Source organism: Priestia sp. SB1, from assembly GCF_038898415.1.
The window spans coordinates 780,957-794,880 of the sequence record NZ_JBBJSS010000001.1 but is presented as its reverse complement, the minus strand read 5'-3'; the positions used below and the strand labels follow the sequence as shown (position 1 = coordinate 794,880).

The window sequence follows — 13,924 nt, the reverse complement described above, 5'->3', positions numbered from 1 at the left end:
TAATGGTTGATATGGAATTAACCAGAATCTATGAATTGATTGTGATTTTATACGCGGTGAGCGTTTTATTATATTTTATTGATTTTGTACAAAATAACCGGAAGGCAAATTCGATAGCCTTCTGGTTACTTTCTATTGTGTGGGTTTTGCAAACAGCCTTTTTAATTTTACGAATGTTTGATACGGGGAGATTTCCAATTCTCACCGTTTCTGAAGGGCTGTATTTTTACGCGTGGGTGTTAATTACTCTTTCACTTGTGATTAATCGTTTATTCCGCGTTGATTTTATGGTATTTTTTACAAATGTGATTGGTTTCTTAATTATGGCTATTCATACGTTTGCTCCACTTGAAACATATACGGCTGTCCAGTCGGAGCGCCTTGTGTCAGAATTATTAATCATCCATATTACCATGGCTATTTTATCTTACGGCGCTTTTTCAGTCTCGTTTGTTTTTTCTGCTCTGTATCTCGTTCAGTATAATTTATTGAAAAAGAAGAAATGGGGCAAGCGCTTGCTAAGAATTGAAGATTTAACAAAGCTAGACTACATGTCCTATGTATTAATTTTAATTGGTGTACCGCTGTTATTGCTTTCGTTAATCTTAGGAATCATATGGGCTTATATTAAATACGTAGATTTTCATTGGTACGATACAAAAGTGTTAGGTTCATTTTTAATGTTTGTTGCATACAGCGCTTACTTGTATGCTAGACTGCGCAGAGGTATTCAAGGTAAGGCAATCGCGATGTGGAATATTGGGTTGTTCTTAGTCTTACTTATTAATTTCTTTTTATTTGGCAGTTTATCGAATTTTCACTTTTGGGGTTCGTAATTAGGAGGACAACATGCGAAAAATTATTGTCGGCTCTCGTCGAAGCAAACTTGCGTTAACACAGACCAAGTGGGTCATTGAACAGTTAAAAAAACAAGGTCTTCCTTTTGAGTTTGAAATTAAAGAAATGGTTACAAAAGGGGATCAAATTTTAAATGTAACGCTGTCCAAAGTAGGCGGTAAAGGTCTTTTTGTAAAAGAAATTGAACAGGCCATGTTAGATGAAGAAATTGATATGGCCGTTCATAGTATGAAAGATATGCCGGCTGTTTTGCCAGAAGGATTAACGATTGGATGTATTCCTTTACGAGAAGATCATCGTGATGCGCTTATTTCAAAAAATGGTGAGCGATTTGAGGACTTACCAAGCGGTGCTGTGATTGGGACAAGCAGCTTGCGTCGAGGGGCACAGCTTCTATCTATGCGTTCAGATATCGAAATTAAATGGATTCGAGGAAATATCGACACACGCCTAGAGAAATTAAAAAATGAAGATTACGATGCGATTATCTTGGCAGCTGCAGGACTATCTCGTATGGGCTGGTCAAAAGATACGGTCACTCAGTACCTAGAGCCGGAAATAAGCGTTCCCGCTGTAGGACAAGGAGCTTTAGCTATTGAATGCCGAGAAAATGACGGTGAATTATTATCGCTTCTTCAAGCTCTAAATCATGATGAAACGGCTCGTGCTGTTAGCGCTGAACGAGTATTTTTAAAAGAGATGGAAGGCGGATGTCAAGTGCCGATTGCGGGATACGGACGTATAGTAGACGGTGGAAACATTGAGCTAACGTCGCTAGTTGCGTCTCCTGATGGCAAAACGATTTATAAAGAGCACATTACGGGAAAAGACCCCGTTGCTATCGGTTCAGAGGCTGCTGAGCGTTTAACCTCTCAAGGAGCTAAGCTTTTAATTGATCGTGTAAAAGAGGAGCTGGACAAGTAATGAGTCATGAGGCTCCTCTTTTTTTGAAAAAAGTTTTGATTACAAGAGAAGCGAAGCAGGCTCATTCATTTGCAGCACAGATTAAAAAGCTTGGAGGCACACCTTTAAGTTTACCAGTCCTTACGTTCGCACGTTCGAACAATGAACAAGAAGTGGAAGACGTCCTGCTGTCGATTAATTCATTTGACTGGGTTGTTTTTACAAGTCAAAACGGCATTTCTTTTTTCTTTGAATGGCTAAAAGAGTTAAATATCAGTCGGAGTGCTTTAAAAAGATTAAAAGTGGCTGCGGTTGGAGAAAAAACCGCAAAATTGCTGGAAAAATACGATGTTAACGTGCAACTTGTTCCAAAAGAATACGTTGCCGAATCACTTCTTGAGTCGTTAAAAGCAAATGTGTTACATCACGAGCGAGTTCTCCTTGTACGAGGACAATTAGCCCGCTCTGTTTTAAAAGATGGGTTAAAAGAGTGTGAGGTAACGGATTTAGTTGTATATCAGACCATTCGAAATCAAGGCTCTGAACGCTTGGTTAAGCAACATTTAGAAACAGGAATTGATGCCATTACTTTTACAAGTTCTTCTACAGTGAGATTTTTTGTCGAGTCAGTTAAAGATATTCCGAATTGGCTTGAGCTTATAAATGAAACCAAAGTTGTTTGCATCGGTCCTATTACGAGTCAGACAGCGAGCGAATATGGAATTAAGCATCTTGTTCCTAACACATACACAATAAATGGTATGATAGATATGTTGGTTAGTTGTTTTGAATAATAAAGGAGGATTTTAACATGAAAGATTTACAATTTACACGTCATCGTCGTCTTCGTAATTCTGTAAATATGCGTGCGCTTGTACGTGAAACACATTTACACCCTGAAGACTTTATATATCCTATTTTTATTGTAGAAGGTGAACAAAAAAGAAATGCTGTGAAATCAATGCCAGGTGTGGATCAAATTTCTTTAGACTACTTGAATGGTGAAATCCAAGAGCTAGTCGATTTAGGAATTAAGTCAGCTATGGTATTTGGTGTTCCCGCTGAAAAAGATGCTGTTGGCTCACAGGCATACCATGACCACGGAATTGTCCAAAAAGGTATTCGTCAAATTAAAGAAAATTTTCCGGATTTTGTTGTTATCGCAGATACATGCTTGTGTCAATACACAGATCATGGCCACTGTGGTGTAATTGAAGACGGAAAAATCTTAAACGATCCTAGCCTTGACTTATTAGCGCGTACAGCGGTTAGTCAAGCTAAAGCAGGAGCGGATATTATTGCGCCTTCAAACATGATGGACGGTTTCGTGGCAGCTATTCGCCACGGTCTAGACGAAGCTGGATTTGAAGATGTGCCGGTGATGTCTTATGCTGTTAAATATGCATCTGCTTTTTACGGACCATTCCGTGATGCAGCGCATTCTTCTCCTCAATTTGGAGACCGTAAAACATATCAAATGGACCCAGCTAATCGCTTAGAGGCACTTCGAGAAGCGGAATCTGATGTCGAAGAAGGAGCAGATTTCTTAATTGTAAAACCAGCTCTATCATATTTAGATATTATGCGCGATGTGAAAAATACGTTTAATTTACCTGTAGTGGCTTATAATGTGAGCGGTGAATATTCAATGATTAAAGCGGCAGCTCAAAACGGCTGGGTAAATGAAAAAGAGATTGTTCTTGAAAAATTAATTAGCATGAAGCGTGCAGGAGCGGATTTAATTGTAACGTATCATGCTAAAGACGCAGCACGCTGGTTATCTGACAAGTAATTAAGGAGGCTTACACATGAGAAGTTATGAAAAGTCAAAAGCAGCTTTTTTAGAAGCGCAGCAACTAATGCCGGGTGGAGTAAACAGTCCTGTTCGTGCATTTAAATCAGTAGATATGGATCCTATTTTTATGGAACGAGGAAAAGGCGCTACGATTTACGATATTGACGGCAACAAATATATTGACTACGTCTTATCATGGGGACCTTTAATTCACGGACATTCCAACGATCAAGTAGTTGAAGCAGTAAAAAAAGTAACGGAATCTGGTACAAGCTTTGGTGCACCAACATTAATTGAAAATGAGCTCGCTAAAGTTGTGATTGAGCGCGTTCCTTCAATCGAAATCGTCCGTATGGTGAGTTCAGGTACGGAAGCAACGATGAGCGCACTGCGTTTAGCGCGTGGCTATACGGGCCGCAACAAAATTTTAAAATTTGAAGGCTGTTACCATGGACACGGTGACTCTCTTCTCATTAAAGCTGGCTCAGGCGTTGCAACGTTAGGCCTACCAGATAGCCCGGGAGTGCCTGAAGGAATCGCTAAAAACACGATTACAGTGCCGTACAATGATTTAGAAAGCGTACAATATGCTTTTAAAGAATTCGGAGATGACATTGCCGGAGTAATCGTTGAACCGGTAGCAGGAAATATGGGTGTGGTACCACCTCAGCCCGGTTTCTTACAAGGGCTTCGTGATATCACATCAGAATATGGCTCACTGCTCATTTTTGATGAAGTAATGACAGGGTTCCGCGTAGCGTACAACTGTGCACAGGGCTACTACAACATTACGCCTGACTTAACTTGCTTAGGAAAAGTAATCGGTGGTGGTTTACCAGTAGGTGCTTACGGTGGTAAAGCTGAAATTATGGAGCGAGTTGCACCAAGCGGCCCGATTTATCAAGCAGGTACATTATCAGGTAATCCGCTTGCGATGACAGCTGGATACGAGACATTAACACAGCTGACACCTCAATCCTACGATGAGTTCATTCGTAAAGCAGATCGCTTAGAAGAAGGATTGATGGCAGCAGCTGAAAAATATGATGTGCCGTTTACCGTAAACCGAGCTGGTTCAATGATCGGTTTCTTCTTCACAAACGAACAGGTCATAAATTACGAAACAGCGAAAACATCGAATTTAGATTATTTTGCAGCTTACTATCGTGAAATGGCTAATGAAGGCGTGTTTTTACCTCCTTCTCAATTCGAAGGAATGTTTTTATCAACTTCTCATACAGATGCAGACATTGAACATACAATTGCAGCAGCTGAAAAAGCTTTTTCAAAGTTGCGTGGATAAACAGCTAAATAGAAATAACTTTTATAAAGAAGCTTACGGAGGATTCCGTAAGCTTTTTTAGTTTTCAAGACATATTTTAATTTATTTGTTCATACATCTTTAATGACCGCGCTATTACCTGGCGGGTGTTGGAAGGGGGAGAACAATTTGTCGCAGGATAATTTATCATGTCTGCGTTTTTCCGTAGAAGAATCAGTATGGTTTCAAAAAGGACAGGAAGTCTCACAACTTTTGTCTATCTCCTTAGAGCCTCAAGTATCTATTCAAGAATATGACCAATATGTGTCTATTCGAGGAGCATTACAATTAACAGGTGAATACGAAACGTACGAGGGAGAGCACTCGTTACGCGAATATACAGATGAGAATCAAGTGCAATCTATCTCTGTCCGTGAAGACGGAACGGCTGAATTATCACATCAATTTCCTGTTGATATTACCATTCCTAAAAATCGTATTCAAAGTATTGAAGATGTATATGTATCTATTGATTTATTTGATTATGAATTACCAGGCACAAATCAGCTGCAGCTAATGGCTGACTTGTCCATCACAGGATTGTACGGGGAACAGCATGAAGAACAAGAACGAGAAGAAGAGGAAGAGTTTGCGGAAGAACAGCACATCGTCTCCTATGAAGAAGCAGACGATGCTGAAGAGGTATATACTGAAAACGTTGCTCAAGAAGAAGAGAAACAAGAGGAGCAAGAGTTTGACGTAAGCTATCGTGAAGCTCCCGCACTTTTAGAGGCAGAGGCTATTAAAGAAGATCATTCAGAAAAGCCTCCTAGTTATTTTTCATCTGTATTTAAAAAAGAATCTCGTGCTGAGCCGGTCGTGGAATATGAAGAGGAAGCATATGAACCATTTGAAGTCGAAGTGAAAAAAGAGGCACCAATCGAGGAAGAAAGAGAAGACAACGTGATTGAGCTCTTTCAGCTTCGTCAAGAGCAAGAAAGCTTCGAAGAATCGCAAGCTAGTGAATTAAATACGTATGCTGACGTTCAACAAGAGGCTGAGCAAGAAAAGGAAAAGATTATTGTTGAATTTCGGAAAGAAGAAAATGAAAGCGGCCGAAATGAAAACGCCCTTTATTTAACAAAGCTCTTTTCGCGGGAAGAAGAAGCTTTTTCAACGTGGAAGCTTTGTATTGTTCAAGACGGAGATTCGCTTGATACGATAGCAAACCGCTATAATACGAATGTACAAAACATTTTACGAGTGAATAATTTAGGAGATGAATATGAGCTGGAAGAAGGAAGCATCTTAAATATTCCCGTTCGTTAAAGTCGGAAAGAAAACAGTTTTGACGCATATAATGTCTTAACTGTTTTCTTTATTTTTTACGAGGAAGGAGAATATAGATGCAGCGGACAGTAGCAGACTACAAAGTATTGTTAAAAGAATATGACTTAGATGTTGACTTTATCGAAGACTACGGAAAAGTAAAAAAAGTCTATACAAAAACTGGCGTATTTGCGCTTAAAGAAATGGCGAATCATCAAGAGCGAAATCAGAACTTCATTCAAAAGTTGCAGAACGTGTATCAAAAAGGGTGGATGGGCTTTGTCCCTATTTATCAAACGAAGCGTTCTCAGCCCATTGTTTCAGATGAAAGCGGCTCGTATTACTTAATGCCGTGGCTCCCAAATAACCCAACCGAAGAGCGTGATATTCGATATCATAAATTATTTCAAGAGCTTGCTAAGCTTCACGGCGCTTCGGCGCAGGAAGTAGAAGTGAAAAAAGAAGATATAGAAAATCATTATACATCGATGAAAGAAACGTGGGAAAAACGTCAGGAAGAGCTGAAGCAGTACGTAGTAGAATGCGAGAAGAAAGTGTATATGTCCCCGTTTGAATTGCATTACTGTACATTTTATTATGAAATGACAAGAGCGCTTGAGTTTGGTTTTGGAAAGCTCGATCAGTGGAACGATGAAATGGAAGAAAAGGAAAAGATCCGGCTGGTTACGTCTCATGGAAAGCTATCGGCTAAACACTTTATCTATGACGAACGGGGAAATGGTTTTTTTATTAACTTTGAACATGCAAAAGATGCTTCGCCGATTTATGATTTGGTCTCATTTTATTTCCGTACTCTTCGCACGTACCCAGTAACTACCTATGACAGCTATGAGTGGTTTAGTACGTATGAAAAACATTTTGCTCTCAGAGAAGAGGAAAGACTGCTTTTGCACAGTTATTTAGCGTTTCCAGAACCCTTGTATCAGTGTATCGTTCAATATAGGCAGCATAAAGAAAGTAAAACGGAGCTTGAACATATGCAGTCATTTATTCGAGCATACTGGCTGACGAAAAACATTGAACAGCTCAATATTAAAATATTTGAAGTAGATCAGCAAAAAAAAATGGCAGCGGAAGCAGCTGCACAAGCCCAAGCGAACGAATAGCGCTTGGGTTTTTAAATCCAGTCCGAATATAAAGCAACCGCTAGTATGGCAAGCAGTGCCAACAACAGTACATCAAAGGTTGTGGGGAAGAATAGTGTACGTATACCTTGAAAAATTGTTAAAGGAACAATAAACTGTCCACAAGCCGCTCCTGCTGTTTTGAGCCACCGCTGCAGCTGATACGAATTTACATTTATTCGTTTCTTCATTTGTACATGCCCCTTTCAATCCACGTGCCCAGGTTAAAGTAAGTATATGAAAAAAGAAAGAAATGGTGCCATTTTTTTGAGCGGAATTTCATTTTATTTCCAAAATTAGCGAGTGAATGAAAAAATAAAGAGCAGAACAAAAAAATTATGAATATAATCATAAAAAAATGGAGAAGATTATTGACGATTCAACATTTTTTCATATAGTATAATTAAGAGAAATTCATACATAAATACAGTGAATAGGAAGAGTACGGGATGTTCGTCTTTCAGAGAGAGAAATCAGCTGCTGTGAGATTTCTTAAGAATGTGCACTCGGAATGTCGCCTATGAGTAGCTTTTTTGAACAGCTGCATAGCTCAGTAGAAAAAGCCGGTTAATCAACCGTTATGAAATGAAGTGTATAGGCTTATCAAACGGGATACGTCTATAAAAAAAGGTGGTACCGCGAAATCAACTCCTTTCGTCCTTTTATTAGGAAAGGAGTTTTTTTATGTTTATAAAAGCTTTACACAGTTTCTAAAGACTGAAACTTTATATTATGGAGGTATACATTATGTCTGAAAAAGAAGTGACTCTTCCAACGAAGTATGATCCAAAAGCCGTTGAAGAAAATCGTTATCAGTATTGGTTAGACGGGAAGTTTTTTGAAGCAACAAATGACCCTGAAAAAGAGCCATATACAATTGTAATTCCACCCCCAAACGTAACGGGTAAGCTGCATTTAGGCCACGCTTGGGATACAACGTTACAAGACATCTTAACGCGTATGAAGCGCATGCAAGGCTATGACGTTTTATGGCTTCCTGGCATGGACCATGCGGGGATTGCAACGCAGGCAAAAGTAGAAGAAAAGCTTCGCAGCGAAGGGAAAAGCCGCTACGATCTAGGCCGCGAAAATTTTGTAGCCGAAACGTGGAAATGGAAAGAAGAATATGCAAGCTTTATTCGCCAGCAGTGGTCGAAGCTAGGACTTGGCTTAGACTATTCACGCGAGCGCTTCACGCTTGATGAAGGCCTTTCTAAAGCAGTGCGCGAAGTATTCGTAACGCTTTACAAAAAAGGGTTAATCTATCGCGGAGAATATATTATTAACTGGGATCCAGCTACAAAAACAGCTCTTTCAGACATCGAGGTTATTTACAAAGATGTACAAGGTGCGTTTTATCATATGCGCTATCCGTTGGCAGATGGTTCTGGACATATTGAAATCGCAACAACTCGTCCTGAAACAATGCTAGGAGATACGGCTGTAGCTGTTCACCCTGAAGATGATCGCTATAAGCACTTAATCGGCAAAAAGGTTGTCCTTCCGATTGTAGGTCGTGAAATTCCAATCGTAGGCGATGATTATGTAGATATGGAATTCGGTTCTGGTGCGGTAAAAATTACGCCTGCTCATGACCCGAACGATTTTGAAATTGGAAACCGTCATAATTTAGAGCGTATTTTAGTGATGAATCAAGACGGCACGATGAATGACAAAGCAGGTAAATATGAAGGAATGGATCGTTTTGCTTGCCGTAAGCAAATTGTTAAAGACCTTCAAGAAGACGGCGTATTGTTCAACATTGAAGACCACATGCATTCAGTAGGTCACAGTGAACGAAGCGGTGCCGTTGTTGAACCTTATTTATCAACTCAGTGGTTTGTAAAAATGCAGCCGTTAGCAGATAAAGCAGTAGATCTTCAAAAACAAGAAGAAAAAGTAAACTTTGTGCCTGATCGTTTTGAAAAGACATACTTACACTGGATGGAAAATATTCGCGACTGGTGTATTTCGCGTCAGCTTTGGTGGGGACATCGCATTCCAGCTTGGTATCATAAAGAAACTGGAGAAGTATACGTAGATCATGAGGCTCCAGCAGATATCGAAAACTGGGAACAGGATTCAGATGTATTAGACACATGGTTCAGTTCAGCGCTATGGCCGTTCTCAACAATGGGCTGGCCGGATGTGGATGCAGCTGATTTCAAACGCTACTATCCAACAAATGTGCTTGTAACGGGCTACGACATTATTTTCTTCTGGGTATCTCGTATGATTTTCCAAGGTCTTGAATTTACGGGTAAACGTCCGTTTGACGATGTACTTATTCACGGTCTTGTACGAGATGCTGAAGGTCGTAAAATGAGTAAATCACTTGGTAACGGCGTAGATCCAATGGAAGTAATCGAGAAATACGGTGCAGATTCTCTTCGCTATTTCTTATCTACAGGAAGCTCACCGGGACAAGATTTACGCTTCAGCTTTGAAAAAGTCGAAGCGACGTGGAACTTTGCAAATAAAATTTGGAATGCTTCTCGTTTTGCATTAATGAACATGGACGGCATTACATTTGAAGAGCTTGATTTATCAGGCGAAAAGTCAGTTGCGGATAAATGGATTTTAACGCGCTTAAATGAAACGATTGAGCACGTAACAAAATTAGCTGACAAATATGAATTTGGTGAAGTTGGACGCATTCTTTATAACTTTATTTGGGATGACTTCTGCGATTGGTACATTGAAATGGCTAAACTTCCTCTTTACGGAGAAGATGAAGCAGCTAAAAAGACCACTCGCTCAATTTTAGCTTATGTACTTGATAATACAATGCGACTTTTACATCCATTCATGCCGTTTATTACTGAAGAAATTTGGCAAAGCTTGCCGCATGAAGGTGAATCAATTACAGTAGCTAAATGGCCGGAAGTACGCGCTGAGCTTTCGGATAAAGAAGCTGCTAACGATATGCGTTTACTTGTAGATATTATCCGTGCTGTTCGTAACATTCGTGCTGAAGTGAACACGCCGATGAGCAAACAAGTAAAATTATTTATTAAAGCTAAAGATGAAAATATTCAAAGTCAGCTTGAAAAGAATCGTGCGTATGTAGAACGTTTCTGTAATCCAAGTGAGCTTGTGATTTCAACCGATGTTTCATTAGATGAAAAAGCGATGACTGCTGTTGTAACAGGCGCAGAATTAATTTTACCTCTTGAAGGTTTAATTAATATCGAAGAAGAAATCGCCCGTTTAGAAAAAGAATACGATAAGTTAAACAAAGAAGTAGAACGTGTACAAAAGAAATTAAACAACCAAGGCTTTATTGCAAAAGCGCCTGCTAAAGTAGTAGAAGAAGAGCGTGCAAAAGAGCAAGATTACGTTGAAAAACGTGAAGCTGTTCAGTCTCGTATTGCTGAATTACGCGGATAATCAATGGGTTAATAAACCAACAGAAAAAGCGTGGCTTGTATAGCGACGCTTTTTCTTTACATAATAATAGCGATGGAAAAGAAAGGTGAATAAAAGATGATAACGACATATGAAGAAGCGCTTGATTGGATTCATAACAGACTTCGCTTTGGAATCAAGCCGGGGTTAGAACGAATGGAATGGATGCTAGAGCAGCTTGATTTTCCGCAGCAAAATATAAATGTTATTCACGTTGCTGGGACGAATGGTAAAGGTTCTACTGTTTCGTATTTGCGAAATATGTTAGAAGAAGCAGGGTATAAAGTTGGAACGTTTACTTCCCCTTATATCGAAACATTTAATGAGCGGATTAGCGTGAATGGACAGCCTATTTCAAATGAAGCAATGACCGCTCTTGTTCAGGAAGTAAAGCCTGTAGTGGAGCGACTAGAACATACGGACTTAGGGTCAGCAACGGAATTTGAAGTGATTACAATCATGGCTTTTCTTTATTTCGGCTATCATGATTCAGTTGACTATGTTGTGTTTGAAACAGGTCTTGGGGGACGATATGATTCAACAAACGTTGTGAATCCTATGGTGAGTATTATTACAAACATTGGATTTGATCACATGGCGATACTAGGTGATACGGTAGAAGAAATTGCAGCAGAAAAAGCGGGGATTATTAAAAAAGAAGTCCCTATTATTACTGGTGCAGAGCAAGTAAAGGCGCTTGACGTCATTGCAGAAGAGGCAAATTTGAAGCAGGCTTCGTTATTTGTGTTAGGAAAAGAATTTAAAATTGAAAACTATGAGCCCTTAGCAAATGGAGAAGGCTTTACGTTAAAAACGCCGTATGGTACATTTGAACACTTGCAATTAAATATGCTTGGCTATCATCAAGTTAAAAATGCAGCTTTGGCTGTGATGGCCGTTTGTTATTTAAAAGAAAAGAAAAAGCTTTCTATCTCCAATGAGCAAATGATAAAAGGGATTCAGCATACAAAGTGGAACGGCCGCTTTGAGATAGTAAATGAGCATCCTTTAACGATTATTGACGGGGCTCATAATGCAGAAGGCATTGATAGCTTGTTATCTACTTTACGCCTTCATTATGAAGATCGAAACATTCATTTAATCTTCAGCTGCTTAAATGATAAAAGCGCTGATCGAATGGTCCAAGAACTTGAAACAATCGCTGCAAGTATTACATTTACGTCGTTTGACTTTCCTCGTGCTCGCGCAGCTGGGGAACTTTATGAGATGAGTACTCATCGTAATAAGCATATGGACGAGGAGTGGAAAAAAGCAATTGCTTACGTAAAGGAAAAGGCGACAGGTGAACAAGACATGGTCGTGATTACAGGGTCTCTGTATTTTATATCAGAAGTGCGGGCCTTTCTTCTCAAATGAGCAGAAGCAGCAAGTGAAATCTTGCTGCTTTTAACATAATGTAAGAAAGGGATACAAATAATAAGGAAGCACTAAGTTCAAAGTATTGTCACTTTCACCCCCTAGGTAAGTGATATATAATAAACATGTACATCACTAAATAAGGAGATTGTTAACATGAGTAAGAATAATGAAAAAATTGTACCGAAAAGTAATAAAAACTTTACCGGTATTATTCTTACCTTTTCAGTGATAGCGAATGTTATTATCTTACTGCTGTTCTTTTCGAATATTGGCTATCAAGGAAAAGTAAGTTTTGATTTGACTATCTTTCCACGGTTAAATGCTATTTTGAATAGTTTTACGTTTATTTTTTTAGTTGCAGCGTTGATTTCAATCTTTAGAAAAAACATCAATGCTCATAGAGGGTTTATCTTAGCGGCATTCACTTCTACACTGCTCTTTTTAGTTTCATATTTAACGTTCCACTATATCTCAACGGAAACAGCTACGTTTGGTGGAGAAGGAATTGTTCGTCCCATTTACTTCTTTATTTTGATCACACACAGTTTCTTAGCAGCGATTATCGTTCCGCTGGCACTGTTTGCACTTGTGTGGGGCTGGACAATGCAAGTTGAAAAACATAAAAAAATTGTGCGATGGACAATGCCAATCTGGCTTTATGTAAGCCTTACAGGTGTAATTGTCTACTTATTTATGGCTCCTTACTATTAAAAAACGTCTGCTTTTGCAGATGTTTTTTTATGCTGTTTTTGTTTTTTAGTGGTATAATCCTTATTACCTATAAAAGGTGTGTTTTAAGGAAGGAGGCATACAGAATATGACTTTTATGGGTATTAAGATTCAGTTTATTAATGAAGGAGCTGTTTGATACTAATCAATAAAAGAGAGGTGTGGAAATGAATAAACTGTCAAAAGAGAATAAAGGACTTTCTCTCACGCAAGTGATTATACTGGTTATCGTAATAGGTCTTCTAGCAGCTTTTCTCATACCGTTTATTGGCAGCTATTTAAAAGGAAAAGATACATTGCCCCATTCAAAAGAAAATCTACAGTTAGTATTCTATACCCCTGAAATGGAAGGAGTCGTATGAGTATAATTTACCTTTATCTATTCGTTTCAGGTATCACTCTAGGTTCATTTTACAACGTAGCAGGCCTTAGAATTCCTCAGGGAAAATCTATTTTATCTGCAAGATCTCATTGTCCACACTGTTTATACGTTCTTTCTCCACAACAGTTAATCCCCGTAGTCTCCTACATTAAAAATGCAGGAAAATGTAGTATGTGTCGCAAAAAAATCTCCTTCATCTACCCGTTCGTAGAATTTTCGACAGGAAGTTTATTTGTATATGCTTTTTTTAAATTGAATATGACGTTAGAACTGATTGTCATATTAACTTTTGTTTCTTTTTTAACAATTATCGTTGTCTCAGATATAGCCTATATGATTGTCCCAAATAAGGTGCTGCTTTTCTTTTTGCCTATCTTTCTTCTTGAGCGTCTTTTCATTCCATTAACTTCGTGGAGTGATTCTTTAATGGGAGGAGGAATCGCATTTTTTCTCCTCTTTCTAATCGCATTTCTCAGCAGAGGAGGCCTTGGAGAAGGAGATATTAAATTGTATGGTTTGATTGGTATTGTGCTTGGAGTAAAGCTTGTTTTGCTATCACTTTTTTTAGCTATATTAATAGGCGGAACCGTTAGTATAGGAGCATTGTTAATGAAAAAGGCAAAGGTAGGTGTACCAATTCCTTTCGTTCCTTTTATTTTTATAGGGACAATCGCTGCTTATTTTCATGGAAACGAATTGATAGATTGGTATGTTAGCAACTATTTTTATTGAGC

13 protein-coding genes and 1 other annotated feature are annotated in these 13,924 nt (G+C 38.8%); of the genes, 12 read left to right on the top strand and 1 reads right to left on the bottom strand.

Annotated features, from left to right (window positions below; translation table 11 throughout):
- Nucleotides 1–2: 2 nt before the first annotated feature.
- The 7 genes from WKH56_RS04135 to ysxE all read left to right on the top strand — a co-directional run bounded on the left by WKH56_RS04135 (nucleotide 3) and on the right by ysxE (nucleotide 7,273).
- Complete coding sequence (locus WKH56_RS04135) at nucleotides 3–836, top strand: cytochrome C assembly family protein (RefSeq protein ID WP_045291104.1); 834 nt, start codon at nucleotides 3–5, stop codon at nucleotides 834–836.
- Between the two features lie 13 nt (nucleotides 837–849).
- A complete protein-coding gene (hemC, locus tag WKH56_RS04130) occupies nucleotides 850–1,782 on the top strand; it encodes a hydroxymethylbilane synthase (RefSeq protein ID WP_063248652.1) in 933 nt (310 codons plus the stop codon).
- On the top strand, nucleotides 1,782–2,555 hold the full coding sequence (locus WKH56_RS04125) for a uroporphyrinogen-III synthase (RefSeq protein WP_255905710.1): 774 nt from the start codon (nucleotides 1,782–1,784) through the stop codon (nucleotides 2,553–2,555). Before hemC ends, WKH56_RS04125 begins: the two co-directional genes overlap by 1 nt.
- 17 nt (nucleotides 2,556–2,572) lie before the next feature.
- Nucleotides 2,573–3,553 carry a porphobilinogen synthase gene (hemB, locus tag WKH56_RS04120; protein WP_045291099.1) on the top strand — a complete coding sequence of 327 codons (981 nt, stop codon included), beginning with the start codon at nucleotides 2,573–2,575 and terminating at the stop codon, nucleotides 3,551–3,553.
- A gap of 16 nt (nucleotides 3,554–3,569) precedes the next feature.
- Nucleotides 3,570–4,859, top strand: a complete 1,290-nt coding sequence (gene hemL / locus WKH56_RS04115; protein WP_013059357.1) for a glutamate-1-semialdehyde 2,1-aminomutase — start codon at nucleotides 3,570–3,572, stop codon at nucleotides 4,857–4,859.
- 147 nt (nucleotides 4,860–5,006) lie between these two features.
- The gene (gene spoVID / locus WKH56_RS04110; protein WP_243495184.1) at nucleotides 5,007–6,146 is read left to right on the top strand and encodes a stage VI sporulation protein D; all 1,140 of its coding nucleotides are present in this window, start codon (nucleotides 5,007–5,009) and stop codon (nucleotides 6,144–6,146) included.
- A 77-nt stretch (nucleotides 6,147–6,223) separates the two neighbouring features.
- Nucleotides 6,224–7,273: a spore coat protein YsxE gene (ysxE, locus tag WKH56_RS04105; protein ID WP_013085128.1), complete on the top strand. Its 1,050-nt coding sequence runs from the start codon at nucleotides 6,224–6,226 to the stop codon at nucleotides 7,271–7,273.
- 11 nt (nucleotides 7,274–7,284) lie between these two features.
- Here the strand turns inward: ysxE and WKH56_RS04100 are convergent, their stop codons facing one another.
- Nucleotides 7,285–7,482 (bottom strand): hypothetical protein, encoded by a 198-nt coding sequence (locus WKH56_RS04100; protein WP_013059354.1) that lies wholly within the window; start codon nucleotides 7,480–7,482, stop codon nucleotides 7,285–7,287.
- Between the two features lie 229 nt (nucleotides 7,483–7,711).
- Nucleotides 7,712–7,956, top strand: a binding site (T-box leader).
- 82 nt (nucleotides 7,957–8,038) lie between these two features.
- Between WKH56_RS04100 and WKH56_RS04095 the strand changes: the two genes are divergently transcribed.
- The 5 genes from WKH56_RS04095 (at nucleotide 8,039) to WKH56_RS04075 (ending at nucleotide 13,922) form a co-directional block, all read left to right on the top strand.
- A complete protein-coding gene (locus tag WKH56_RS04095) occupies nucleotides 8,039–10,681 on the top strand; it encodes a valine--tRNA ligase (protein ID WP_034265552.1) in 2,643 nt (880 codons plus the stop codon).
- Nucleotides 10,682–10,777: 96 nt separating this feature from the next.
- Nucleotides 10,778–12,076, top strand: a complete 1,299-nt coding sequence (locus WKH56_RS04090; protein ID WP_048019714.1) for a bifunctional folylpolyglutamate synthase/dihydrofolate synthase — start codon at nucleotides 10,778–10,780, stop codon at nucleotides 12,074–12,076.
- A gap of 156 nt (nucleotides 12,077–12,232) precedes the next feature.
- Nucleotides 12,233–12,790: a DUF420 domain-containing protein gene (locus tag WKH56_RS04085; protein ID WP_028411723.1), complete on the top strand. Its 558-nt coding sequence runs from the start codon at nucleotides 12,233–12,235 to the stop codon at nucleotides 12,788–12,790.
- 185 nt (nucleotides 12,791–12,975) lie between these two features.
- Nucleotides 12,976–13,170, top strand: a complete 195-nt coding sequence (locus WKH56_RS04080) for an ATP synthase subunit B family protein (RefSeq protein WP_048019715.1) — start codon at nucleotides 12,976–12,978, stop codon at nucleotides 13,168–13,170.
- Complete coding sequence (locus WKH56_RS04075) at nucleotides 13,167–13,922, top strand: prepilin peptidase (protein WP_048019716.1); 756 nt, start codon at nucleotides 13,167–13,169, stop codon at nucleotides 13,920–13,922. The genes WKH56_RS04080 and WKH56_RS04075 overlap by 4 nt, the downstream gene beginning before the upstream one ends.
- Nucleotides 13,923–13,924: the final 2 nt, after the last annotated feature.

Excerpts from the sequence above, each read along its gene's own strand:
- WKH56_RS04090 (WP_048019714.1), top strand. The coding sequence starts at position 10,778 with ATGATAACGACATATGAAGAAGCGCTTGATTGGATTCATAACAGACTT.
- WKH56_RS04095 (WP_034265552.1), top strand. The coding sequence starts at position 8,039 with ATGTCTGAAAAAGAAGTGACTCTTCCAACGAAGTATGATCCAAAAGCC.
- ysxE (WP_013085128.1), top strand. The coding sequence starts at position 6,224 with ATGCAGCGGACAGTAGCAGACTACAAAGTATTGTTAAAAGAATATGAC.
- hemB (WP_045291099.1), top strand. The coding sequence starts at position 2,573 with ATGAAAGATTTACAATTTACACGTCATCGTCGTCTTCGTAATTCTGTA.
- WKH56_RS04100 (WP_013059354.1), bottom strand. The coding sequence starts at position 7,482 with ATGAAGAAACGAATAAATGTAAATTCGTATCAGCTGCAGCGGTGGCTC.
- WKH56_RS04125 (WP_255905710.1), top strand. The coding sequence starts at position 1,782 with ATGAGTCATGAGGCTCCTCTTTTTTTGAAAAAAGTTTTGATTACAAGA.
- WKH56_RS04075 (WP_048019716.1), top strand. The coding sequence starts at position 13,167 with ATGAGTATAATTTACCTTTATCTATTCGTTTCAGGTATCACTCTAGGT.
- hemL (WP_013059357.1), top strand. The coding sequence starts at position 3,570 with ATGAGAAGTTATGAAAAGTCAAAAGCAGCTTTTTTAGAAGCGCAGCAA.
- WKH56_RS04085 (WP_028411723.1), top strand. The coding sequence starts at position 12,233 with ATGAGTAAGAATAATGAAAAAATTGTACCGAAAAGTAATAAAAACTTT.
- hemC (WP_063248652.1), top strand. The coding sequence starts at position 850 with ATGCGAAAAATTATTGTCGGCTCTCGTCGAAGCAAACTTGCGTTAACA.
- WKH56_RS04135 (WP_045291104.1), top strand. The coding sequence starts at position 3 with ATGGTTGATATGGAATTAACCAGAATCTATGAATTGATTGTGATTTTA.
- WKH56_RS04080 (WP_048019715.1), top strand. The coding sequence starts at position 12,976 with ATGAATAAACTGTCAAAAGAGAATAAAGGACTTTCTCTCACGCAAGTG.